This window comes from Vibrio lentus, assembly GCF_030409755.1.
GTDB lineage: Bacteria > Pseudomonadota > Gammaproteobacteria > Enterobacterales > Vibrionaceae > Vibrio > Vibrio lentus.
Genome location: NZ_JAUFQE010000002.1, coordinates 77,772 through 101,288 on the forward strand (window position 1 = coordinate 77,772; position 23,517 = coordinate 101,288).

Annotated in this window: 21 protein-coding genes and 1 other RNA gene; 14 read left to right on the plus strand and 8 right to left on the minus strand. The window is 44.1% G+C overall.

Going from position 1 to position 23,517, the window contains the following annotated elements; all coding sequences use genetic code 11:
• Positions 1-43 precede the first annotated feature (43 nt).
• Complete coding sequence (locus QWZ07_RS08700) at positions 44-1,924, plus strand: ATP-dependent zinc protease family protein (protein ID WP_192853441.1); 1,881 nt, start codon at positions 44-46, stop codon at positions 1,922-1,924.
• A gap of 209 nt (positions 1,925-2,133) precedes the next feature.
• Here QWZ07_RS08700 and ssrA read toward each other — a convergent pair.
• Positions 2,134-2,500, minus strand: a transfer-messenger RNA (tmRNA) gene (gene ssrA / locus QWZ07_RS08705).
• A gap of 66 nt (positions 2,501-2,566) precedes the next feature.
• A complete protein-coding gene (gene smpB, locus QWZ07_RS08710) occupies positions 2,567-3,052 on the minus strand; it encodes an SsrA-binding protein SmpB (protein WP_004735156.1) in 486 nt (161 codons plus the stop codon).
• A 119-nt stretch (positions 3,053-3,171) separates the two neighbouring features.
• Here smpB and QWZ07_RS08715 point away from each other — a divergent pair, with 119 nt between their 5' ends.
• Both QWZ07_RS08715 and QWZ07_RS08720 read left to right on the plus strand, forming a co-directional pair.
• Positions 3,172-3,600: an SRPBCC family protein gene (locus QWZ07_RS08715; RefSeq protein ID WP_017106599.1), complete on the plus strand. Its 429-nt coding sequence runs from the start codon at positions 3,172-3,174 to the stop codon at positions 3,598-3,600.
• A gap of 3 nt (positions 3,601-3,603) precedes the next feature.
• The gene (locus tag QWZ07_RS08720; RefSeq protein WP_004735158.1) at positions 3,604-3,915 is read left to right on the plus strand and encodes an RnfH family protein; all 312 of its coding nucleotides are present in this window, start codon (positions 3,604-3,606) and stop codon (positions 3,913-3,915) included.
• Between the two features lie 166 nt (positions 3,916-4,081).
• Here the strand turns inward: QWZ07_RS08720 and bamE are convergent, their stop codons facing one another.
• The 3 genes from bamE to nadK form a co-directional block, all read right to left on the minus strand.
• Positions 4,082-4,441, minus strand: a complete 360-nt coding sequence (gene bamE / locus QWZ07_RS08725; protein ID WP_009848326.1) for an outer membrane protein assembly factor BamE — start codon at positions 4,439-4,441, stop codon at positions 4,082-4,084.
• 167 nt (positions 4,442-4,608) lie between these two features.
• The gene (gene recN / locus QWZ07_RS08730) at positions 4,609-6,273 is read right to left on the minus strand and encodes a DNA repair protein RecN (protein ID WP_192853442.1); all 1,665 of its coding nucleotides are present in this window, start codon (positions 6,271-6,273) and stop codon (positions 4,609-4,611) included.
• 290 nt (positions 6,274-6,563) lie between these two features.
• On the minus strand, positions 6,564-7,448 hold the full coding sequence (gene nadK, locus QWZ07_RS08735) for an NAD(+) kinase (RefSeq protein ID WP_017106601.1): 885 nt from the start codon (positions 7,446-7,448) through the stop codon (positions 6,564-6,566).
• Between the two features lie 143 nt (positions 7,449-7,591).
• Here nadK and grpE point away from each other — a divergent pair, with 143 nt between their 5' ends.
• The 4 genes from grpE to dnaJ all read left to right on the plus strand — a co-directional run bounded on the left by grpE (position 7,592) and on the right by dnaJ (position 13,528).
• Positions 7,592-8,173, plus strand: coding sequence for a nucleotide exchange factor GrpE (gene grpE, locus QWZ07_RS08740; protein ID WP_065104990.1), 582 nt, complete (start codon positions 7,592-7,594; stop codon positions 8,171-8,173).
• A gap of 392 nt (positions 8,174-8,565) precedes the next feature.
• The gene (locus tag QWZ07_RS08745; protein WP_017106603.1) at positions 8,566-9,840 is read left to right on the plus strand and encodes a dicarboxylate/amino acid:cation symporter; all 1,275 of its coding nucleotides are present in this window, start codon (positions 8,566-8,568) and stop codon (positions 9,838-9,840) included.
• A 339-nt stretch (positions 9,841-10,179) separates the two neighbouring features.
• The gene (gene dnaK, locus QWZ07_RS08750; protein ID WP_017110244.1) at positions 10,180-12,093 is read left to right on the plus strand and encodes a molecular chaperone DnaK; all 1,914 of its coding nucleotides are present in this window, start codon (positions 10,180-10,182) and stop codon (positions 12,091-12,093) included.
• Positions 12,094-12,379: 286 nt separating this feature from the next.
• Entirely contained in the window at positions 12,380-13,528 is a 1,149-nt protein-coding gene (gene dnaJ / locus QWZ07_RS08755; RefSeq protein WP_017106604.1) for a molecular chaperone DnaJ, read from the plus strand.
• A gap of 138 nt (positions 13,529-13,666) precedes the next feature.
• Here dnaJ and QWZ07_RS08760 read toward each other — a convergent pair whose 3' ends face one another.
• Entirely contained in the window at positions 13,667-14,098 is a 432-nt protein-coding gene (locus QWZ07_RS08760; RefSeq protein ID WP_192853443.1) for a type IV pilin protein, read from the minus strand.
• 102 nt (positions 14,099-14,200) lie between these two features.
• Here QWZ07_RS08760 and QWZ07_RS08765 point away from each other — a divergent pair, with 102 nt between their 5' ends.
• The 7 genes from QWZ07_RS08765 (at position 14,201) to tadA (ending at position 21,176) form a co-directional block, all read left to right on the plus strand.
• Positions 14,201-14,707 carry a GspH/FimT family pseudopilin gene (locus QWZ07_RS08765; protein ID WP_102277133.1) on the plus strand — a complete coding sequence of 169 codons (507 nt, stop codon included), beginning with the start codon at positions 14,201-14,203 and terminating at the stop codon, positions 14,705-14,707.
• Positions 14,688-15,320, plus strand: coding sequence for a PilW family protein (locus tag QWZ07_RS08770; RefSeq protein WP_192853444.1), 633 nt, complete (start codon positions 14,688-14,690; stop codon positions 15,318-15,320). Before QWZ07_RS08765 ends, QWZ07_RS08770 begins: the two co-directional genes overlap by 20 nt.
• Complete coding sequence (locus tag QWZ07_RS08775) at positions 15,317-16,657, plus strand: hypothetical protein (RefSeq protein WP_192853445.1); 1,341 nt, start codon at positions 15,317-15,319, stop codon at positions 16,655-16,657. Before QWZ07_RS08770 ends, QWZ07_RS08775 begins: the two co-directional genes overlap by 4 nt.
• Positions 16,647-17,096 carry a prepilin-type N-terminal cleavage/methylation domain-containing protein gene (locus tag QWZ07_RS08780; RefSeq protein WP_192853446.1) on the plus strand — a complete coding sequence of 150 codons (450 nt, stop codon included), beginning with the start codon at positions 16,647-16,649 and terminating at the stop codon, positions 17,094-17,096. Before QWZ07_RS08775 ends, QWZ07_RS08780 begins: the two co-directional genes overlap by 11 nt.
• 297 nt (positions 17,097-17,393) lie before the next feature.
• The gene (locus QWZ07_RS08785; RefSeq protein WP_010438945.1) at positions 17,394-18,956 is read left to right on the plus strand and encodes an AbgT family transporter; all 1,563 of its coding nucleotides are present in this window, start codon (positions 17,394-17,396) and stop codon (positions 18,954-18,956) included.
• 224 nt (positions 18,957-19,180) lie between these two features.
• Positions 19,181-20,470, plus strand: coding sequence for a hemolysin family protein (locus QWZ07_RS08790; RefSeq protein WP_192853447.1), 1,290 nt, complete (start codon positions 19,181-19,183; stop codon positions 20,468-20,470).
• 85 nt (positions 20,471-20,555) lie between these two features.
• Positions 20,556-21,176: a tRNA adenosine(34) deaminase TadA gene (tadA, locus tag QWZ07_RS08795; protein WP_102295113.1), complete on the plus strand. Its 621-nt coding sequence runs from the start codon at positions 20,556-20,558 to the stop codon at positions 21,174-21,176.
• Between the two features lie 58 nt (positions 21,177-21,234).
• Here the strand turns inward: tadA and QWZ07_RS08800 are convergent, their stop codons facing one another.
• Together QWZ07_RS08800 and mltF are read right to left on the minus strand one after the other, a co-directional pair.
• Positions 21,235-21,369: a hypothetical protein gene (locus tag QWZ07_RS08800; protein WP_017106613.1), complete on the minus strand. Its 135-nt coding sequence runs from the start codon at positions 21,367-21,369 to the stop codon at positions 21,235-21,237.
• Between the two features lie 316 nt (positions 21,370-21,685).
• The gene (gene mltF / locus QWZ07_RS08805; protein WP_102279704.1) at positions 21,686-23,254 is read right to left on the minus strand and encodes a membrane-bound lytic murein transglycosylase MltF; all 1,569 of its coding nucleotides are present in this window, start codon (positions 23,252-23,254) and stop codon (positions 21,686-21,688) included.
• Between the last annotated feature and the right edge of the window lie 263 nt (positions 23,255-23,517).

Sequence of the window (23,517 nt, forward strand, 5' to 3'; positions counted from 1 at the left end):
AATCGCCAGTATTATTAGTGAACTGATCACAACGGACCAACTAATGAAAAAGATACCTTTGGCTCTAACTCTTTTAAGCACTCTACTTTTTTCACAATATTCTTTGGCTACAGACACTTCACACACCACTCAAAACCCGACCTACGAACTCGATGGTAAGGCGGTATTAGGCCGTACAGAGAATGTGTACCTTTCTAGTGTTCAAGGGCTTAAAGACGTTCCTTTCATTGGTAAAATTGATACCGGTGCAGAAACCACTTCTATGCATGCGGAAGACATTCATGTGAAGAGCACGAATGCCGACTACAAAAACCTCAAAGACAAAGAGTTGATGGCGGCAATAACCGAAGACCTGTTGAACAATTCCGATGTTGATTACGATGATTGGGATGGCAGTACCTTTGCAAAATATGAAGCGGTGGTCTCTTTCAAGGTTCAAAACCCACGTACGGGTGACATGGTATTAATTAAAGCGCCTTTAGAGCGTGTCAGCATGATACGAAGCCGTACCAGCAGTACGCCTTTGCTTCGTCCTACGGTTAAGATGTCGCTGACCATTGCGGATCAAGAGTTAAAAACAGACGTTAACCTGACCGACAGAAGCCACTTCTCTGCACCAGTGCTGATCGGCAAAACTTTTCTTGCTGACAACGCCTTAGTGTTTGCTGGTTACGACTATTTGCAAGAGCAGGAAAACGCGACGGTTGTTGGCCGTAAAGAGGTGGTGTCTATCTCCGGAATGGCGATGAACGCGACCTTCTCCTTAAAGAATCGCTACAGTATTCTTCATGCAAAAGACATCGATGTAGATAAGAAGAACAGTGAAGTGACGTTTGATATGTTCGACAACGATGGCAAACAGAAAGAGATAACACTGCCATTAGTTCGTATGTTAAGCGTGAGTGGTAAAAAGAGACCTCTGGTATATGTACCAGTCCAACTCGACGAAAACACAACTAAAGACGTTCTGGTGTACCTACGTGATCGCTCGAGTAGCGAGTCACAGTTGAGATTTGGTACAAGCACCGCAAGCGAACTTTTCATGATTGATACCAATGCTGAAAATATTCTTTCTGAAGGATCTGAGAATTTCAGCGAGGTTGCGAAAAAGACTGAGCCACTGATTATCTCACCGGAAGAAGATATCACATTAGATGGTTTCCCTATGAAGGCTGTTGCTTCATTTACTGTCAACACGCCTTTGTTGAAGGTCGACAGTTTTGAAATGACAGGTAAAGGCAAAGAGGCTTCTGTTGAATTTTATCTTACAGATGTAAATGGTGAGAAGCAGAAGATAACAAAGCCAATTATTAAGAAGCTTAAGGTCGGTGATGATACTCGTCCGGTGGTAAGTGGTGAGTTTTTGGGCGCTGGTAAAGTTCGCCAACAAGAGTTTGCTATCGATGTGCTTAACAGTAATGAGAAAGAGGCCTACTTTGTTTTAGGTAAGAAGATGGCGAAAGATGGGGTTTATGTGAATACTCGATCTGATTATCTTTTGAAATCGGAGCCTTTGTTTAAAGTAGGGCACATCGAAGTTGTTGAAGTCAACGGCATGAAGTTCCCGGCCAAGTTGGATACTGGAGCAGATGTAAGCTCAATGAACGCAGTCAACATCAAACGATTTAAGAAAGACGGCCAAGACATGGTGAGCTTTACCTATCAAAACAACCAAGGCGATAAGCAAGACTTCACTAAGCCAGTGATTGATGTAATGCGCATCAAAGCTAAGAAAGGCGAGAAGGTGAACATTCGCCCAGTGGTAGAAATGAAGGTGAAGTTGGGTGATCTAGAGAAAGAGGTGAGAGTAAACCTTCAAGATCGCTCTCGTTTTGAATACAGCATGATCCTAGGTAAGAACTTCTTGAAGCACGGCGCGGTAGTGAGTAGCGATGAAGATTACTTACTGGGTGATATGGATTAACACCTAAACTTATCTAAGTTCGTAACAGAACAGCTCTAAACGGCCACACATTTCAGCAATGGGATGTGTGGTTTTTTATTGAGTGTCTGGTTTTATTGTTGGTGTGCTAATGGTAACTCATTGTTAGCAATGTAATTTGTCATATTGTGGCAAGTAAAATGAAGATAAAAAAAGGGCCAACTCTTTCGAGTTGGCCCTTTCCAAACGTTTGGTGGAGCTGGCGGGAGTTGAACCCGCGTCCAAAAATCATTCATCATTGGTACTACATGCTTAGTCGATCTTTAATTTCACCAGCAACCTGCGAACCGACACGCTAGTTAAAGGCTAACCTGAATTGTTATTCGCGCTTTTCCTCTCAGGTGGGAGAATCCGCGCTAGCTAGTTTGGGTTTGATCTCTTATTGGTCCCCGTCTTACGAGCGGAAGCTAGGGTAAGAGAGCTCTGAGCAGGTTATTAAGCTGCTAGTGCGTAGTTTTCGTCGTTTGCGACTATTTTTTTGCGGCTTTTAACGTGGCCAACCGCCCCACGGCATGCACCTCAGACTTCAAAATTCCTGTCGAATCCTAAATCAGCCCCAAGTGTTATTTGCATAGTACCAGAAAAGCTTTGCCTGTCTAGCACTGTGCGTTTAAGTGCTTAAAATTAACGCAAATTACTCTTCATAATTCGTGCTTTATCTCTCGCCCAATCTTTTTCTTTCATATCAGTACGTTTATCGTGCAGCTTTTTACCTTTCGCTACGCCAACTTTAATCTTCGCCCAAGAGCGAGACCAGTAAAGCGCGGTTGCGACAAGTGTCATGCCTTCACGGTTAATACGACCGATAAGGTTATCGAGTTCTTTTCTCGACATTAGTAGTTTACGGATGCGTGTTGGGTTCGCCACGATATGAGTACTCGCTTGAGTTAGCGGAGTGATCGTCATACCACTGATGAATGCTTCGCCGTCTCGGATGTAGACGTAGCTTTCTGCGATATTGGTTTTGCCTTCACGTAGGGATTTTACTTCCCAGCCTTGTAGCTCAAGCCCCGCTTCTATCTCATCATCGATGAAATATTCGTGGCGAGCTTTCTTATTAAGCGCAATGGTATTGCTACCGGCTTTTGATTTTGATTTATTCTTTGCCATAATGGCCTCATTATACGGATTGCACCCTAGTTGGGGAATCCTTTTTATTTGCGCTCTGGCCCAATACAATTAAAATTGCAGTTTGTGTTAATGTAACGCTGTCTTTAACAGGAGTCTATATGCCAAAGGTTACTCGTTCAGCATTAGTGTCGTTTAGTGCCGACCAGATGTTCAGCTTGGTCAATGATGTTGCTCGTTATCACGAGTTTTTGCCAGGGTGTTCTGGTTCACGTGTGATCGAATCTTCAGATTCAACTATGGTGGCTTCGGTTGATGTCTCTAAAGCGGGGATCAGCAAAACATTTACTACCTCTAACCGCTTAGCGGATGGTGCTGAGATCTTGATGGAACTGGTGGACGGCCCGTTCAAAAAGCTGCAGGGTGGTTGGTATTTTACTCCGCTCGATGAGCAAGCGTGTAAGGTTGAGCTTAAGTTGGAGTTTGAATTCTCTAGTCGAATGATTGAAATGGCTTTTGGTAAGATTTTCAATGAGCTGACGAGCAATATGGTCAGTGCTTTTACTCAACGCGCGAAACAGGTTTACTAAGCCATGACTATTGAATCAGATATGATCCACGTAGAAGTTGTGTTCGCGCTTCCGCACGAGCAGCGTGTGTTTACCTTGGTGGTGAACAAGAACGCAACCGTGGAAGAGATCATCGCACAGTCTGGTGTTTTGGAACTGTATCCAGAGATCGACTTAGCGAAAAACAAGGTTGGCGTATTCAGCCGTAACGTTAAGCTCGATGCGACGGTTCGCGATAAAGATCGTATCGAAATCTACCGAGCACTGTTAGCCGATCCAAAAGAGATTCGCCGTAAGCGTGCTGAACAAGCAAAAGCGGCCGCTGCTAAATCGTAATGCCAAACAAGTTTGACTAAGAAGAGAGCTCGCTATGTTGGCGAGCTTTTTTGTGCCTGTTGGTTAGACAACACAACTAATTTGTTAACAGATATTAAAAAGCCTGCTCGTGAGCAGGCTTTTGCGATTCTTGCTTTGTTGACTGAGAGCTTTGTTGACTGGAAAGCTAGCGAAGGCTTTCGAAGAACTCATCACTGGCTTCAAAGTCACCATTGATCGTTACTAGAGTGCCAGTGGCATCAAAGTTCACGACAAGGTTTTTCTGAATAGGGTCGTTATGGCCTTTTTGGTGGTGGTAAATGTAGTACCACGTATCTGGGTAGCCATTTTCGATAAGCATAGGTGAGCCCATAACGTAACGAACTTGTGTTTTTGTCATGCCAAACTTGAGCTGATCGACAGCTTCTTGTTCAACATAGTTACCCTGATTGATGTCAATTCGATAAACCAACTTCTCTAGTAGAGAGCAACCGGTCAACATTGTTAGTGCAAGTGGAACTGCAACTAACCACTTTTTAATTCGCATAGTTTGAGATCTTTCTTCGCTAAAATACTGCCTGATAATAAACAAGCTCCAGCAAGAAGTAAAAAGCTCCTTGCGCTTTGAGCTTGTTATGACTGGCAATTTTGAATTAAGTTGCAAAATTGCCAAGAATTTTCGGTAAATTATCAGAAAGTTGCTGAATATGTAACCTATGCTGCGATTAATAACTCTTTTGCATTGGCAAGCGTCGATTCGGTAATCTGACTGCCACCAAGCAGTCGAGCAAGCTCTGAAACGCGTTGTTGTTCATCAAGCGTGTGCATTTGAGTCTCGGTTTTACCTGATTTCGTGTTCTTCGCTACAAACAGCTGTTGGTGACCGCAACCGGCAACTTGAGGTAAGTGCGTCACACACATCACTTGTGTAGACTCGCCCAGCTTACGTAGCATTTTTCCGACAACCGCAGCGGTTGGTCCACTGATACCCACATCGACTTCATCGAAAATCAGGCTTGGTGTATCCACTTTTTGCGCTGTGATCACCTGAATCGCCAGTGAGATTCGTGATAACTCACCACCAGAGGCCACTTTCGCAATCGGCTGCATTGGTTGACCTGGGTTGGTCGAAACAATGAAGGTCACGTTATCCATACCCAATGGAGAAGGGTGTGTGTTGGTGTTGTTCACTTCAATGGCAAACTGCGCTTTTTCCATGCTCAGTTCATGCATGCTTTGCGTGATCAGCTTGTTGAGTTCTTTTGCGTAACGAGTTCGAGATTTATGAAGCTTCTCTGATTTAGCAACGAACGATTGGTATTGGTTTTCTACCTCGTTGGCTAATTCTTCCAATCTTTCATCAGAGCAATCCAGCGCTTCAACTTGTTGCAATAAGTCTTGATGGTGCTTATAAAGCTCTTCAGGTAACACGTGGTGTTTACGAGACATCGACATCACTTTTGAAAAGCGTTCCTCAACGTAAGCCATACGACCGGGATCAACATCAATGCTGTCTAGGTATGTTCTTAATTCGTAGTTGGTTTCTTCAATCTGAATAATCGCTTCAGAAAGCAAGTTCGGTAGCTCAGCCAACCTTTCATCTAGCTCAGCTAACTGAATCAGGGAGTGATTGGCCGATTGCAGAATACCAAGCGCATTAACTTCTTCGCCTTCATAAATAAGCTCGATAGCTTGTTGGCAGGTTGTGGCCAATTCTCCGCTATTGGAGAGGCGCTTATGCTCTTGTTCGAGGTCTTCATATTCTTCCTCCCCAATAGACAGCTCATTTAACTCTTTGATTTGGTATTCAAGAAGTTGTTTTTGAGCTTGATTTTGCTGGCTATTTTCACGTAACTCTTTTAAGTGGTTATCGGCTTGTCGCCATGATTGGTAAGCGTTACGTGTCGACTTCAATAGGTTCAAGTGACCTGCGTATTGATCAAGCATCGCCATTTGATAGTCACTCTTCATCAATTGATGGTGCGCGTGTTGACCATGAATGTTGATCAACAGCTGTCCAAGCGATTTTAATTGTGAAAGAGGCACTGGGCTGCCGTTGATGAATGCACGAGAACGACCTTCTTTTGAGATGGTTCTGCGCAGGATGCACTCACTGCCATCAAGCAGTTCGTTGTCTTCTAACCAGCGGGTAGCATGCAGATTGTTCTCAAGTAAAAAAGCGGCACTGACCTCGGTTTTCTCTTCACCTTGTCGAACCATTCCTGCATCGGATCTTCCTCCAAGACACAAGCCTAAAGCATCGATAGCGATAGATTTACCCGCACCAGTTTCACCGGTGATTGTTGTCATGCCTTTAGAGAGTTCTAGCTGTAAAGACTTAACAATAGCGAAATTATTAACACTTAGATGAGCCAGCATTTTTATTTACCTGTATAACTGAACAATACTGTATATAAGTTCAGTATATACTGTTTCTTTATACAGTAAAGTCGACAGGTGAAAATTTTTTGTGACCGATCTCAGAATTGAGCGCGTCCGTAGATCACTGAAACCGCTATAGATTCCCAACTCAGTCGTTCCTCTCTCTCGGGAGTGGAGGTATAAGGAATTGCAGAGAAGCGAGAGCCGACGGGCTTTTTACTGGTAACAAAAAAGGCTGACGAATGTCGTCAGCCTTTAAAATTTCGGTTATTACTAGAGTCGTTTGTTTAGAACAGCTTACTCGACCAGCCTAGTTTGTTACGCAGAACATGGTAGTAATTGTAGTCTTTAGGGTGGATCAGCTTGAGTACATTCGGGCTTTGGTAAATGTGGATCTCATCACCAGGAGAAACAGGTAACGAGATTTGACCATCGCAGCTGACTTCCTGAGTTCCGCGATTATCAGGCGATACGATCAACTTGATACGACGTTTTCCATCCACTACCAGTGGGCGGCTTGAAAGTGTGTGCGGGAACATTGGTACTAATGAAATTGCATTTAAGCTTGATGACAGAATAGGACCACCGCCAGAAAGCGAGTAGGCCGTTGAACCCGTTGGGGTCGATACTATCAAGCCATCAGAACGCTGTGAAAAGGCGAAGCTGTCATCGATATAAACTTCAAACTCGATCATGTGCGCAACTTGACCTGGGTGAAGCACGGCTTCATTAAGTGCAGCATTGTGACTTTTTATTTGGCCGTGACGATGTATCTCTGTTTCGAGTAGGAATCGCTCTTCTTCCATAAACTCACCTTTAAGTACGTCGGTGAGTGAGGTTTGGAAGTTTTCAGGGTTTAGGTCTGTCAGAAAACCTAAATTGCCTCGGTTAACACCGATGACTGAAATATCGAAACGCGACAAAATACGAGCGGCACCCAGCATATTGCCGTCGCCACCGACAACAATCGCGAGATCGGCACGTTTTCCTAGTTCAATTAGGCTAGAAAAATGTTCTTTGGGGATATCGTCTAAAATAGTAGCGAGTCTGTCATCAACAAACACTTGATAACCCTCAGCACTTAACCATTGGTAGAGCTCTCTATGAGTCTGAATTGCTTGCTGATCTCGAGGTTTACCAATAATGGCGATGACTTCAAATGGCTTTTTCATAACGTTTCCAAACGAATTAGGCTTGAATCAAAATTCTTCATCCCCATAATAAAGGCAAGTTGAACGTCTATGCGAGTGTTTTATATCAATTTGGGGTGCAAACACACCTGTCACTTGCATTGAAAACGAATTCTGGAGAGATCATGAGCAACGAAGAAAACAAAGTAACGGAAGAAGAGCTAGATCAAATCATTGCTGAAGCTGAGAAAGTTGAAGAAGCTGAGCTGAATGAAGAGTCTGTTGATGAGCAAGAAGCAAAAATCGCTCAACTAGAAGCTGCACTGCTATCTAGCGAATCTAAAGTGAAAGAGCAGCAAGATTCTGTACTACGCGCTAAAGCTGAAGTTGAGAATATGCGTCGTCGTACTGAGCAAGAAGTGGATAAAGCACGTAAATACGCGCTAAACAAATTTGCTGAAGGCCTACTACCTGTTATCGATAACCTAGAGCGTGCAGTACAAGCTGCAGATGCTGAGAACGAAGCGGTTAAGCCGATTCTTGAAGGTGTTGAACTAACTCACAAAACGTTCGTAGACACAGTGGCTAAATTTGGTCTTACAGAGATCAACCCTGAAGGTGAAGCATTCAACCCTGAATACCACCAAGCTATGTCTATTCAAGAAAGCCCAGACCACGAATCAAACACTGTAATGTTTGTTATGCAGAAAGGCTACGAGCTTAACGGCCGTGTTATTCGCCCTGCAATGGTAATGGTTGCTAAGTAATTGAGTGGCCGTTTGCCAAGCAGTTGATTATGGTAATTGTGAAGTAACAAAATAGCGGCGACAAAATAATTCACTGGTTAACGTGAAATGGAAAGAGAGGCATAGGCCTCTCTTTTTTTATGCCTATAACTTGAGAGTCCACGTAAATAGTCACCAATATGGCATTAAGAATGTCGTTCTTTTTATTTTATCCAGAACAATGATTTAGAGTTTTATATTATGAAACTGGTTGTAATGTAAGAAATGTTTCGATGTCACACTTGTAATGTTTTTGTAAATAAATGCTTTTAATTGTTATCTTTGTATGTAAAATCCACTGCAATATAGCGATTCTGGTCGCATATATAACTATAAAAGTACAAATTTTAAACACAACAAACTGGAGAAGAACGATGGACAAATCGCTCTCAAGTAAGATTTTTGTAGGCTTGTTTGCTGGCCTAATTATTGGTACTGCTATTCAGTACCTATTCAGCGGCATTGCTATTTTTGATACGTACTTACTCGGCGCTGCTGAAGGTGCTGGTGGTATGTTTGTATCACTTATCAAGTTGCTTGTAGTACCTCTTGTATACGTATCTATTGTTTGCGGTATCGTTGAGCTAAAAGATATTCGTTCATTTGGCCGCCTTGGTGGTAAAACCTTTGGTCTTTACATTATTAACACCATCATCGCGATTTCAGCAGCTCTAACGATTGGTCTTATTTTCCAACCGGGTGCTGGTGCGAATCTAGCGGGTACAGTTTCTGAGACAATTGCGCTTACAACAACTGAAACGCCAGATATCTTCTCTCTTGTTGTTAATATCGTTCCTAGCAACCCTGTAGAAGCCTTTGCAAGTGGCGACATGCTGCAAATCATCTTCATGGCTATTCTGACTGGTCTTGCTATCCAAGCTCTTGATTCTCGTGGTGGCCCAGCTATCAAGACATTCAAGATGGCTAACGAAATCATGATGAAGCTTATCGGCCTAGTAATGAGCCTTGCACCATACGGTGTATTTGCTCTGATGATTCAACTAGGTGCAACACTTGATGCAAACACGCTAATGTCAGTTGCTGGCTATGTAGCGCTTGTTGTGGCAATGCTTGTGTTCTGGATTTTCTTCTTCTACCCAATGATGGTTGGTTCATTCACTGGTATTTCTCCAAAGCAGTTCCTACGTGCAACTCGTGAGCAAGTTCTATTCTCACTATCGACGGCAAGTTCGAACGCGACGATTCCAGTAACAATGCGTACTCTAACGGACAAACTGAACGTATCTAAGTCAGTGGCAGGTTTCGGTGTACCACTGGGTGCAACAATGAACATGTCTGGTGTATCTATCTACATCGCACTAGCAACTATGTTCGTAGCAAACGCATTTGGTCAGCCAATCAACACTGCTGACATCTTCACTCTAGGTCTAACTATCTTGCTACTGTCTATCGGTGCTGGTGGTGTTCCGGGCGGTGGTGTTGTAATGGTCGGTGTTCTATTGCACCAACTAGGTTTGCCACCAGAAGGTCTAGCGATTGTTGCTGCTGTTGACCGTATCTGTGACATGTTCTGTACTTCTTCTAACGTTGTTGGTGATACTGCGGTTAACACTATCGTTGCTAAGTCTGAAAACGAAATCGGCGTTGAAGCTAACGAAGAAGCTGAGCTAAAGAAAGCAGAAGCATAATCAGAGACTTTTCCTCTATAGATGAAATCTAAGTGGAAAGCCTGAATAGATAAACGGAGCCTAAGTGGCTCCGTTTTTTATTGGGTGATCAACCCAGTTATGAGGCTCACATTAAGGTAATGAGATGTATTCGTGTCTAATCATTCCTTTTATTAAAATAAATGTGAAAAAATCCAGTATCCCCCTTGAAAAGGCTTCGTGAGCCCTTATCTATGGTGCATACGAAAGCAAAATACATTTGCATTTAAATTTTGTGTATTAGGGTTGAATCCCTGATTACTACCCCCCACATAGTGGGTATAGCAAAAAACTAAATAGAATTTATTCGGAGAAAGCCTGATGGGTCGAATCATTGGTATTGATTTAGGTACTACTAACTCTTGTGTTGCTGTTCTTGACGGTGACAAACCACGCGTATTAGAAAATGCTGAAGGCGAACGCACAACAGCATCGGTAATCGCATACACTGAAGGCGAGACGCTAGTTGGTCAACCTGCGAAACGTCAAGCTGTTACTAACCCTCAAAACACGCTATACGCGATTAAGCGTCTAATCGGTCGTCGTTTTGAAGATGAAGAAGTTCAACGCGATATCGAAATCATGCCTTTTAACATTGTTAAAGCTGATAACGGTGATGCATGGGTTGAAGCGCAAGGCCAAAAGATGGCTGCTCCTCAAGTATCAGCTGAAGTTCTTAAGAAAATGAAGAAAACAGCTGAAGACTTCCTAGGCGAAGAAGTAACTGGCGCAGTAGTAACTGTTCCTGCTTACTTCAACGATGCTCAACGTCAAGCAACTAAAGATGCTGGCCGTATCGCTGGTCTAGATGTTAAACGTATCATCAACGAACCTACTGCTGCTGCTCTGGCTTACGGCCTAGACAAGCAAGGTGGTGATCGCACTATCGCTGTATACGACCTTGGTGGTGGTACATTCGATATCTCTATCATCGAAATCGATGAAGTAGAAGGCGAGAAGACTTTCGAAGTTCTTTCAACTAACGGTGATACTCACCTTGGTGGTGAAGATTTCGATAACCGCATGATCAACTACTTAGTAGATGAGTTCAAGAAAGAGCAAGGTATCGATCTTAAAGCTGATCCACTAGCAATGCAGCGTGTTAAAGAAGCAGCAGAAAAAGCGAAAATCGAGCTTTCTTCTACTACTCAAACTGACGTAAACCTACCTTATGTTACTGCTGATGCGACTGGTCCTAAGCACATGAACATCAAAGTGACTCGTGCGAAGCTTGAGTCTCTAGTTGAAGACCTAGTTCAACGTTCTCTTGAGCCACTAAAAGTTGCTCTAGCAGATGCTGACCTATCTGTAGGCGAAATCACTGACGTTATCCTAGTTGGTGGTCAGACTCGTATGCCTATGGTTCAAGCTAAAGTAACTGAATTCTTCGGTAAAGAGCCACGTAAAGACGTGAACCCTGACGAAGCTGTTGCAATGGGTGCTGCTGTTCAAGGTGGTGTACTAGCTGGTGAAGTTAAAGACGTTCTACTACTAGACGTTACTCCTCTATCTTTCGGTATCGAAACGATGGGCGGCGTAATGACTAAGCTTATCGAGAAAAACACAACTATCCCTACTAAAGCGGATCAAGTGTTCTCAACAGCTGAAGACAACCAAAGCGCAGTAACTATCCACGTTCTTCAAGGTGAGCGTAAGCAAGCGACTTACAACAAGTCTCTTGGTCAGTTCAACCTAGAAGGTATCCAACCAGCACCACGTGGCATGCCACAAGTTGAAGTAACATTCGACCTAGATGCTGATGGTATCCTGAACGTATCTGCTAAAGATAAAGCGACAGGTAAAGAGCAGAAGATCACTATCCAAGCATCAGGCGGCTTGTCTGAGGAAGAGATCGAAGCAATGGTTCAAGAAGCAGAAGCTAACAAAGAAGCTGACAAGAAGTTCGAAGAGCTAGTAACTGCACGTAACCAAGCTGACCAAATGATTCACGGCACTAAGAAGCAAGTAGAAGAAGCTGGTGAAGCTCTACCTGCAGACGAGAAAGCTAAAATCGAAGCAGCTATCGAAGCTCTAGAATCAGTTAAGTCTGGTGACGACAAAGAAGCTATCGACGCTAAAGTTCAAGAACTTATGCAAGCAGCTCAAAAGCTAATGGAAATTGCTCAACAGAAAGCTCAAGCTGAACAAGCTGGTGCTGACGCTGGTGAACAACCTAAGCAAGACGACGATGTGGTAGACGCTGAGTTTGAAGAAGTAAAAGACGATAAAAAATAATTTCGTCGCAGAGTAGCCTGATTTCGTTGTCGGAAGTGCTCACCTACTAGCGTAGGCTCCGCGCTTCCTCCTAGAACTCAAGCTACTTGCTTAGAAATTCATTGTCTCAAAGACTTATTATTGCGGGCGTCAGAGGTAACTCTCACGCCCGTAAATTTGTATTTAGACTTGTCGATCTAGATAATAGCTTTATTCGGTGTTTCAGCCGGCAGAACTTTTATCTAGATTGATACACAGACTACTGAAGTGATCATTCGGTAGTAGCAATTATTTGGTGACCTAGAACATGTCAAAACGTGATTTTTACGAAGTATTAGGCGTAAGCCGCGATGCATCAGAGCGCGATATTAAAAAAGCGTATAAACGCTTAGCGATGAAATTCCACCCGGACCGTAATCAGGGTGATGACAGCGCAGCAGACAAATTTAAAGAAGTAAAAGTAGCGTACGAGATCCTAACCGATGCTCAAAAGAAAGCAGCTTACGACCAATACGGCCACGCAGCTTTTGAACAAGGTGGCATGGGTGGCGGCGGCGGTTACGGCGGCGGTGGCCAAGGTGACTTCGGCGATATCTTCGGTGATGTGTTTGGCGATATCTTTGGCGGCGGTCGTCGTGGTGGCGGTCAAGCGCGTGCACAACGTGGTTCTGATTTACGTTACAACATGGAGCTTTCTCTAGAAGAAGCCGTTCGTGGTGTATCTAAAGAAATTGAAGTACCAACACTTGTTGAATGTGATATTTGTGATGGTAGCGGTGCTAAAGCGGGTTCTTCTGCACAAACGTGTGGTACTTGTCATGGCCACGGCCAGGTACAAATGCGCCAAGGTTTCTTTGCGGTTCAACAGACTTGTCCTACTTGTAACGGTAAAGGCAAGATCATTAAAGACCCATGCAACTCATGTCATGGTCAAGGTCGTAAACAGAAGACGAAAACGCTTAACGTTAAGATCCCAGCAGGTGTTGATACTGGTGATCGCATTCGTCTATCTGGCGAAGGCGAAGCAGGAGAGCACGGCGCTCCAGCTGGTGACTTGTATGTACAAGTACACGTAAAAGAGCACAACATCTTTGAGCGTGACGGCAACAACCTTTACTGTGAAGTGCCAGTTAGCTTCACAATGGCAGCGCTAGGCGGTGAAGTTGAAGTTCCTACACTGGATGGTCGTGTAAACCTTAAAGTACCTGAAGAGACACAAACGGGCCGTATGTTCCGTATGCGTGGCAAAGGCGTGAAAGGTGTTCGTGGCGGCGGTGTGGGTGACCTAATCGTTAAGCTAGTGGTTGAAACACCAGTTAAGCTAAGCTCTCGTCAAAAGCAACTTCTTCGCGATTTCGAAGAGACATGTTGTGGTGAAGCAGCGAGCAAGCATAAGCCAAAGTCTGAAGGTTTCTTCAGCGGTGTTAAAAACTTCTTCGATGACCTAACTAAGTAATTAGATAGTAATTTGAAAATCTTAAAGCCTGCCAGTGTGCAGGCTTTTTTGTATCTGTAGATTAGAGAAAAGAGGCTCAGAGAAGAAAGAGTCGAGATTTATCAGATAAATTCTAGAGCTCTTTGGTGGTTGCTCTTGTCACTTCCAACACGCTTCGGGCTCCGAAACACCCGAGTGGTGCAATTCTAACTTATCGGTATTCGAGTCTAAACATTCATCATTTACCTGCTGCGAAAGTGGTTCAGCCTGAATCGAATAGGTCGCGCTGCTAGCCGAAACTGCTAACGTGTAGTGACTGGTATCCGTATCGCAAAACAAACATGTTCCTCCAGAAATAATACTCTCCGCTGCCGACACGTAGCTTCCCATGTATAGCGTTTCCATCTTCAATTGTATCTTTGCCATGTCAGCCATTGCAGTGACTCGATGCGCTTTAATTACATGGCTCGTATAACTTGGGTAGGCAATGGCGCCGAGTATCCCCACGATGGCGACAGCGATCAATAATTCGATCAATGTCATTCCTTTAGTACTTAAGTTGTTGTTGTTGCATATATTTCTTCGAATCATCGCGAGTAGTTTCCTTTCATATCTCTGCCTATTTTTCTCCGGTGGTAGCATCGGCGCAAGATTAAATACGGTTACGCATCAGATTACATAGGAATTTGGGAAATGACTCGCGGGTTTACTTTATTAGAGCTGTTAATAACGGTATCGGTGTTATCGATACTGATCGCCACGGCTGCCCCGAGTTTTAGTTCAGTAACGCAAACCGTGAAGATGCAGCGATTGGCTGGCGAGTTGAATGGTTTTCTTATTCAGGCGAAGTCAGAGTCAGTAAAAAGGAATCAAGATCTTTGGGTTCATTTCTCGATGGAAAAGAATGAAGTGCAATCAACTGGAGATTGGACTATTTGGCTAAAACCGACCGAAGACTTGTCAGGGGAAACCTTACTGCAGTTGTCGGGCGAACCCTTTCGTGATCTCTCTTTTTCTCATAATTACACCGGAGACAGGATCACCTTTGAGAGTGTTCGTGGAAGACCGTCTCGAGGGACTCTGTATCTGGCGCCTAATACAGTTTCAACCGATCGGCTTTTGATCAAATTATCTAGCCCTCCAGGGCGCATTAAGGTGTGCGGCGAGTTGAGCGCGCAGTATGGCTATGATGCGTGTTAAGCCGATAGTAGCAGTGCCTAACAAGCAACGAGGAACATCACTGATTGAATTGATGGTGGCCTCTGTGATTGGCGTGTTCGCGATTTCTATTATTGGCAGTGTGTTTATTACGGGGCAGAGAATCGGCAAAGATAAAGGCATCGAGCTATTACTGCTACAGAATTTAACCAGCACCATGCAGGTGATGAAAGAGGATATCCAACGAGCAGGTTACGATGGTTCAAACGGTTACTCAATTAAGTTATCTGGCGCGAGTCACACCATCCAAGTGAGTGGCGGTGTTGCGGTTGGTTTTGTTTATTTCAGACAAGGCTCAAGTGACGATAAAGATCATCGACATATCGTTTACCGAAAGAGTGGAACTAGGCTACAAGTTTGTGAAAAAGGCACACTTGTATCTGCCGACCTCCTTTCGTTCAATGAAGTCACGGGTTGTTATTCGCTATTTGATGACAGCCTCATCGAAGTAGATGAACTCAATATTACTTCTCAGGTATTGGAGCAGAATTCTATCGAGAGCACGCTTACTGATATCAGTATTACAGCGTCAATTCCAACCGCAGGTGTTTCCAAATCGGTTTCGGTTTCTGTTAAGCAGAGGAACTGGCAATGATGGTGTTTAGAAAGCAACGCGGCGTGGTGACCTTGTTGATCACATCGGTGCTTTTAGTTGGTGCTTTAGTGGTGACGTTAGGTACGTATCGCAGTGTGTTTCATCAAATTAAAGTGGCTCAAAATGAGGTACAAGGAAGGCAAAATCACTGGCGTTCAGAAGGTGGTTTAGAGTGTACTTATTCCTATCTACGTGAGCTCGATAAAACCGTTTTAGATATCAAAGATGCCAGTGCACGTCCTGCCGACTTTTCTGATTGGTGTTCTCCTTATGATAATGAACCACAAATTGAGGTTTCGGATAGTGCGAGTTCTATCGCTTATATTGTTGAATCTACAACCGATACACAGCTGCTGTCTAAAACTATTCGTGAGAGCTCTCAGCTAGGAAGTGGGGCGATTCAATCAACAGGGCCGATTGAGATCATCGGTACATTGAGCCTGAAGCCTACAGTAAAAGAAGAACCGATCAGCGGTAATGAATATGAGTGTGTTAGTGTTACTTTTGCTGACCTTTTTACTTACCAATACGATTCAACACATGGTGATTCAGGACAAACATTAGGCTTAGAAGTGCTCGACCCAAGTGCGGATGGTCCGTTTTCTGGTTTTGATGGTGTGTGTGATAGCGAATATAAAACGGAGATCCCCAAAGGCAATTCAGGGAGTCGCTACTCAATCCATGCGCCTGATTCCTCTCAAGGAGCGAATCCACCTCCCTTCAAAAAAGACTTTAATCCCGATCCAAATATGAACCCGTTTTATACCTTCTTTGGTATCGCGAAAACGGATCAAAATATTGTCGACTTATCACAAGACACTGATCTTTTTAAGCGCGTACAGATACTGGATGCCACAGAGTGCGGCACCGAAATTATGGACCATTTTACTCTAGCGCAAACTAAGGGATTGTGGGTTGAGGGAAATTGCCATATCAATTCAGCGGTTGCTGCCGCCAACAATCAATCTCAACTTCTGGTGATTCAAGATGGTGTGCTCGCGTTAAATGGTGCCATGACTTACAACGGTGTGATCTATCATTTGGTCGATTATCAAAAGAGCCATGTTAAAACTCGTATAGATGACTTCTGGAAAGCGCTTGTCACTCCCAATGTATTTGCACCTTTTATCAAAGACATCGATGACGCTACCGTCCTGAAAAAAAGTGTTGGGATTCAATTTGCCTCTGGTTTACCTTCAGGTGGCCTTATCTTTGATTCGCCACTTGGTGTGACAACGATTGTGGGTGATATGGATTTGGATTTTCGTTCAGAATCTAATCCAAGTGATCCGCCTTCAATTTACCAATGGAAGCGAGGCTCATGGAATGACTTCTAAACACCAAGGTTTCAGTTTGATAGAGGTGCTTATCTCTTTTTTACTTATAGGGGTTGCTTCGTTAGGGTTGGTTAAGTTGCAGGTTTACGCGGAACAAAAATCGGACTTTGCGCTTCACAGTCTTGAAGCTCTGCACTTTGCTGAAAGGCAGATGGAATATTATCGGACTCGTGTCTCGGATGTGAGTGGGGCGGTCGGGCTAATTCCTTTTTCGGAACTTAACCAAGCGAACCATTGTCTCAACACAGCAAGCTCAAACCCCTTATCCGGTTTATCAAGTTCTGCCTATGCGATGACTTGTGAGGTGTCCAATGCCAGTGGTGCTTTGTCTGGCGCTTTGAAAAACATTACTGTGACTGTTGCATGGCAAGATCGTATGAACAAATCACAAAGTATTTACCTTGAAACAATGCTCTCCAAATTCAGTGAGTTTGACTGATCCCTAAGCAAACGTTTACTGCATGCCAAGGCACACGACACTCCTTTTACCGACACTTTTCATTTCTCGGACATTGTTTGCATACTAGTTAAATGACTGTATATGGAATGGTGTTTTTTGTGTTTTTATATTGTTGCCGTTGCATGGCATTTTTGCAAAATATGTCTCCATTTATGGAAAATAAGGTGGAATCTTGTGCTTTTTTATAGCGACTTTAATAGAATATGTGCTGCACCAATAGGCCGTGGTCAAAACTTATATTAGGCCTAAACAAACAACATCACATATGGAGTTACCATGAGTAACCAAGCCGTAAAAAAAGCACCATCGACTGAGAAGATCAGTGGGATGGACCGCTTTCTAAACTTCATTGAACGCGCCGGCAACAAAATTCCAGACCCAGCAATTCTGTTCTTCTGGGCTCTAGTTATCGTATGGGTAGCATCTGCACTTTTGTCGAATCTTTCATTCGACCTAATCAACCCTCAAACGGGTGCTGCTCTAGAAGTTAACAACCTACTAACTGGTGAAGCGCTTGCTAGCTTCCTAGCGAATATGGTTACCACATTCACAGGTTTTGCACCGCTAGGCATCGTACTTGTTGCTATGCTAGGTGTTGGCGTTGCTGACTCTTCAGGCTTCATTACGACTGGCCTTAAGAAGATGCTTAACTTCACGCCAGCTAAGCTATTAACGCCAATGCTAATCTTGGTTGCTATCGTGTCTCACACAGCAGCTGATGCAGGTTACGTTCTAGTAATTCCTCTTGGCGGTATCATCTTCCACGCTGCGGGTCGTCACCCTCTAGCGGGTATTGCAGCAGCGTTTGCTGGTGTATCAGGTGGTTTCTCTGCGAACTTCATTCCTTCAGGTATTGATCCGCTACTAGCAGGTTTCACTCAAACAGCGGCCAACGTTCTTGACCCTGCATACGTGGTTAACCCTCTAGCGAACATCTTCTTTACGGGCCTATCTTCAGTTCTAATCGTTGGTATCGGTTGGTACGTAACAGAGAAGGTTATCGAGCCTCGCCTTGCTAACACGCCTGTTGATGAAGATGCAGAACAAGCACCTGATCTAGGTACCTTCACAGCGATTGAATCTAAAGCATTCAAATTTGCCGGTTGGGCAATGGTTGCAGGTATTGGTCTACTTATCGCAGCTTTGGTTCCTGAAAACTCAGCCCTTCGTTCGCCTGAAGGTGAGCTAACAGCGTTCTCTGCACCAGTAATGAAGTCTATCGTTCCTCTGATCTTCATCCTGTTTATTATTCCGGGTATCGTCTACGGCCGTGTAGCGGGTACTTTCAAGAATAGTAATGATGTTATCAAAGCAATGTCTGAGACGATGGCAACGATGGGCGCATACATTGTAATGTCGTTCTTCTGTGCTCAGTTCCTATCTGCATTCGCTCAATCAAACATCGGTACTATGCTTGCGCTTTACGGTGCTGAAGGCTTGAAGGCGATGGACCTTCCAGGTGAAGCAACCGTTGTTGGTATGATTCTATTAACGGCTGCAGTTAACCTTCTTGTAGGTTCTGCTTCTGCTAAGTGGGCACTGATTGGTCCTATCCTAGTTCCTATGCTAATGGTTGTGGGTATCTCTCCTGAGCTATCTCAAGCGGCTTACCGTGTAGGCGATTCAGTGTCTAACATCATCTCTCCACTAATGGTGTTCTTCCCACTGGTTGTTGTTTACTGTCAACGTTACGTTAAGTCGACAGGTATCGGTACTCTAGCTTCTCTAATGATGCCATTCTCGATTGCTATGCTAATCGGTTGGTCAATCTTCTTGCTAGCTTACTGGGCTCTTGGTATCCCACTAGGTATCCAAGCTCCTTACACTTACACAATGTAAGCTAAGTACTAAAAGCAAAATTTAGTAAGATAAAATCATCGAAGCCCGCACCGAAATGTGCGGGCTTTTTTTTGCTATTTTTTTTGCTATTTTTTTCTATCCAAGATTTCTTACATCCAAAACTTTTTATATTCAAAACTTTTTATATCCCAAATAAACGCACTCAGCTTATACTCCGGATTACGGCTAATTGTTGGCCGGTAAAATTAGGAAATCCAATCCACATGAAAATTCTGCTTTTAGTAGGGTTAATTGTTTTAAATGGTCTGTTTGCCATGTCAGAGATTGCACTGGTAGCAGCAAAGAATAGTCGGCTGAAACGCTTAGCCGAAAAACACCGCTCCGCTCAGATTGCTCTTGAGCTAAAAGAAAATCCAACTCGCTTCCTTTCAACCATTCAAATCGGTATCACGGTCATCGGCCTGCTCAGCGGTATTGTGGGCGAGGCGACGCTATCTGCGCCATTGGCCGTTCAACTTGAGCTGTGGGGATTCGACCCAACCCAAGCGAATATCTTGTCTACTGCGGTAGTCGTTGTCGGTATTACTTACTTCGCGATTGTTGTGGGTGAGTTGGTGCCAAAGCGTTTTGCTCAATCCCAAGCTGAAAATATCGCCGTGTTAGTGGCGCTTCCAATCTTCTGGTTATCTAAAATCGCGACGCCGTTTGTGTTTGCGTTGTCTGCATCAACCGAAGGTATCCTCAAGTTAATGGGACGTGGTGGCGAAGAAGACAGTGTGACCGAAGACGATATTCATGCACTCGTGAAAGAGGGCTCTGAATCTGGTGTGATAGAGCGTGGTGAGCAAGAGATGATTCGTAATATCTTGCAGCTTGACGATCGCCTTGTGAGCTCGTTGATGACGCCACGTCGAGATGTCGACTTTCTTGATATTGACCAACCCGTTGAGCACATATTCAAAAAATTACGATCGTCAAAGCACAGTGTGTTTCCATTGTGCCAAGATCACCTCAATAAGGTGGTCGGTACGGTGTCGGCCAAAGCTTTACTGAATCAGGCGGGCAATTTAAGTATTCAAGTGATCATGGGGCTGTCTAAGTCTCCGATATATGTTCCCGAGTCTATGAAGGCGTTGCGTTTACTTAGCTACTTTAAAGAGTCGGGTACCGATATGGCGTTCATCGTTGATGAATATGGCGATGTGCAAGGCCTTGTGACTCATTACGATATTCTTGAAGCGATTGCAGGTGAGCTATCCAATAACCCCAATGACCTATGGACTGAGCAAGTTGAAGACGGGTTGCTGGTGGATGGGTTAATCCCTCTCAGTGAGCTCAAGAACCGCCTAGAGCTGTCAGAGTTAGAAGGGGAAAGCGAAGGCTTCCAAACATTGAATGGCCTTATCACTTGGCTGATTGGGCGTTTACCCGATACGGGAGAAGTCGTTGATTGTCAGCAATGGCAGTTTGAAATTATCTCGGTCGAGAACAACCGTATCGTGAGTGTTAAAGCGACAAAAATAGTCAATGAGTTGGGCGATGCTGTTAGTTAGATAAGCCGCTAGCGAGAGATTAAACGAATAAGCCCGCGCTTGTTGTTCATTATCTCTTTATTGTTCATAATCACTAAGATTAGGTATGCTTCCCCGCATACCTTTTTTTGTTCTTATCCTTTGTTTTCTGGAGTTCCCTTTGTCAGACCATCAATTCACCCCTCAAGATGAAATCTTCATGCGACGTGCCATTGAGGTGGCCAAGCAAGCTGAGAATGAGGGAGAGGTTCCCGTTGGTGCTGTGTTGGTAAAAGAGGGTGAGATTATTTCTGAAGGTTGGAACCGTTCGATTGGCAGCCACGATGCTACGGCACATGCAGAAATCGAAACCTTGCGTAAAGCGGGCCAAGCTTTGGAAAACTATCGCTTACTCGATACCACTTTATACGTCACGCTTGAACCGTGTCCTATGTGCGCTGGAGCCTTGTTACACAGCCGAGTAAAACGTATTGTCTTTGGTGCGCCTGACTTGAAAGCGGGTGCGGCGGGTACGGTATTGAACCTCTTCGAAAGCCAAGCTTCATACCACTATGCCGATGTTGAGCATGGTCTGTTAGAAGAAGAGTGCCGTGAACAGCTACAGGCGTTTTTTAAACGTCGTAGAAAAGAGATAAAAGAGAAGCGAAAGCTTGAGCGTTTGCAGGAAGAGCAGCGTTTAGAAGCCGAGAAGGCAAGTAACAAGAAAAAGCCAACTAACAAGAGGTAGAAGCAAGTTTTAGGCACCCTCTATCGTAAGAGTGCCGCAGAAAACTTACTCGGTGTATTTACTCAGAAAGTATCTGCATGAAAGCACGGTTGCGCCAAATGATCTTTTTCTTATTATTTGAAAGCATACGCTTACGACGGTTTGCAGCAACGGTCTTATCAAGGCGCTTCGATTTCAGTTTGTTCTTCATCATTTCAACGATTTCCTATTTGTCGTCTGGCTTTGTAATTATGACTTCAGTTTTAATTATAGTGGTTATTTGTTTATGAGCTTTGTCTCGAACTTAGCGATACTTTTTGAGTAGCTATCGCGATGGTCAGTGTCTGAATACAACAGAACATCATGGCGCTTATGGTGTGTCGTTATAAAGTTCAATTGTTACTGCAATATGACACCTCAAGTTTAACGGTCACTTTGTTTGTTTATTTTCTCAATGCGAACCAGCCAATACGAACCAGTGGCTCATGTATAAAAAAAGAGCAACGCTGTATGGCATTGCTCTTTTTCATTTATTTGGAAGACTCAGCTTCGTCGACAGCGGATTCAGCCGCACTGATTGTCGATTCAGCGCCCGAGATCTCTAAAGGTGGGATAACCACTAACCCTTCAAGGCTCGCTTCTTCTTCTTTATTTCGCTTGTTCACATGGCCAATAATGCTTTGATAATAACGGCGAATGTTCTCAACGTAATTCCTTGCTTCATCACCACGAGCATAACCGTAACGAGTTTTACTGTAGTACTTCTTCTGCTTTAGAAGAGGCAGTCTGTCTTTCACATCACCCCAAGCGTCAGGATCACCGCCTTGTGCTTTGGTTAAGCGACGTGCATCCATCATGTGACCGTAACCTACGTTATATGATGCGAGGGCAAACCAGATCTTTTCATGTTGAGTAATAGAGTCGGGAACTCGATTCACGATACGACGTAAGTATTCAACACCACCTTGTACCGACTGTTTCGGGTCAAGACGATTAGTTACACCTACGCTTTTCGCGGTTGGTAGCGTCAACATCATCATGCCTCGAACACCTGTAGGAGAACGTGCTACTGGGTTCCAGTGTGACTCTTGGTATGCCAAAGCAGCAATCAAGCGCCAATCAAATTCTTGTGAGTATTTCTGAAACAGTGGTGACCATTTTGGTAGCTTGCTATCCAAGGCGCGGATAAAGGCACGAGTATCAACGTAGTCAAAGGTACCAATGTGACCGATGTACTTCTCTTCCAATGAAGCCAGTTCGCCAGATTGTTTTAGGTTGCCGAAGAACTCAATTAGCAATGCATACAGGCTTTCATCTTCAGAACGCTCTAAGTACCAAGAGATAGGTTGGTCTTCAGTGAGTTCAAATGCCAAAGCGACGTCTGGGTACAAACGCTGTGCGAGTGACAGTTCAATCGAGTCTGCTACAGTAAACAAGCGTTCGCCAGTCGACACTTCTTTTAGCAGGTCATTGATGTCTGCATTACCGACCGCATCGTAGATAAAGTCATCGTGTGTGTTCTGTAGCTGTTTTAGTGTTGGTTCAAAGTGTGAGTCTTTCACCACAACCAAAGACGGCGTTAGTGTTTCATTTGATGCCGTTTCTTCTGATTCAGATTGTGCTTTTACAAATTCGGCCTGACGCTCGTTTTCAAACTTGATCAGTTGACCGAGGTTTCTTGGTCGCCATTGACCTTTCTTATACACGACTTGTTGGCTGACATAGTAATAAGCGGGCGCGGCGCGATACGCACGTGTCAGATTATTGTTTTGCGTTAACCCAGTCGCGATAAGATCGATCTCGCCTTTCTTTAGGGCAGGGAAGAGGCCGGATAAACGGTATGCAGGTTTAACCTCAAGCTTTACACCAAGCTCCTGCGCAAACTCACGAGCTAACTCGTAATCTAAGCCAGCAGGGCCATCGGGACCAATGTAATAAGAGAGTTGGTTATTCAGGGTGCCGACACGAAGAACGCCGCGATCTCGTATCTGCTCAAGGACACTTTTAGGTTCAGATTCAATCTGGCATCCCGTTAGCCCTAACAGAGCGATAACGAGCAGAAGGAATTTAGACGAAAAGATGAGCGTAAATTTAGGCATCAAAATGAAATCTCGAAAAGTGGAAGCCCCTTTATACCAAACCCCGCAAGGCTGGCAAAGCAGGTTTATTTAAACAGTTGTAAAAGTGCTGATAAATGCAGCAAAACTGTCATTTATATCGTTAGATGAAAAAAATAACGCAAACGGTTGCTTTTGGTGTTACGTCACAAAAAGAAATGCTTTATAATGCGCTCGCATTGAAGAGGTGGAATCGGCATAGGTTTGTTAACCTTCGGGAATAGCTTCGAAGAAAACAGTTAGGT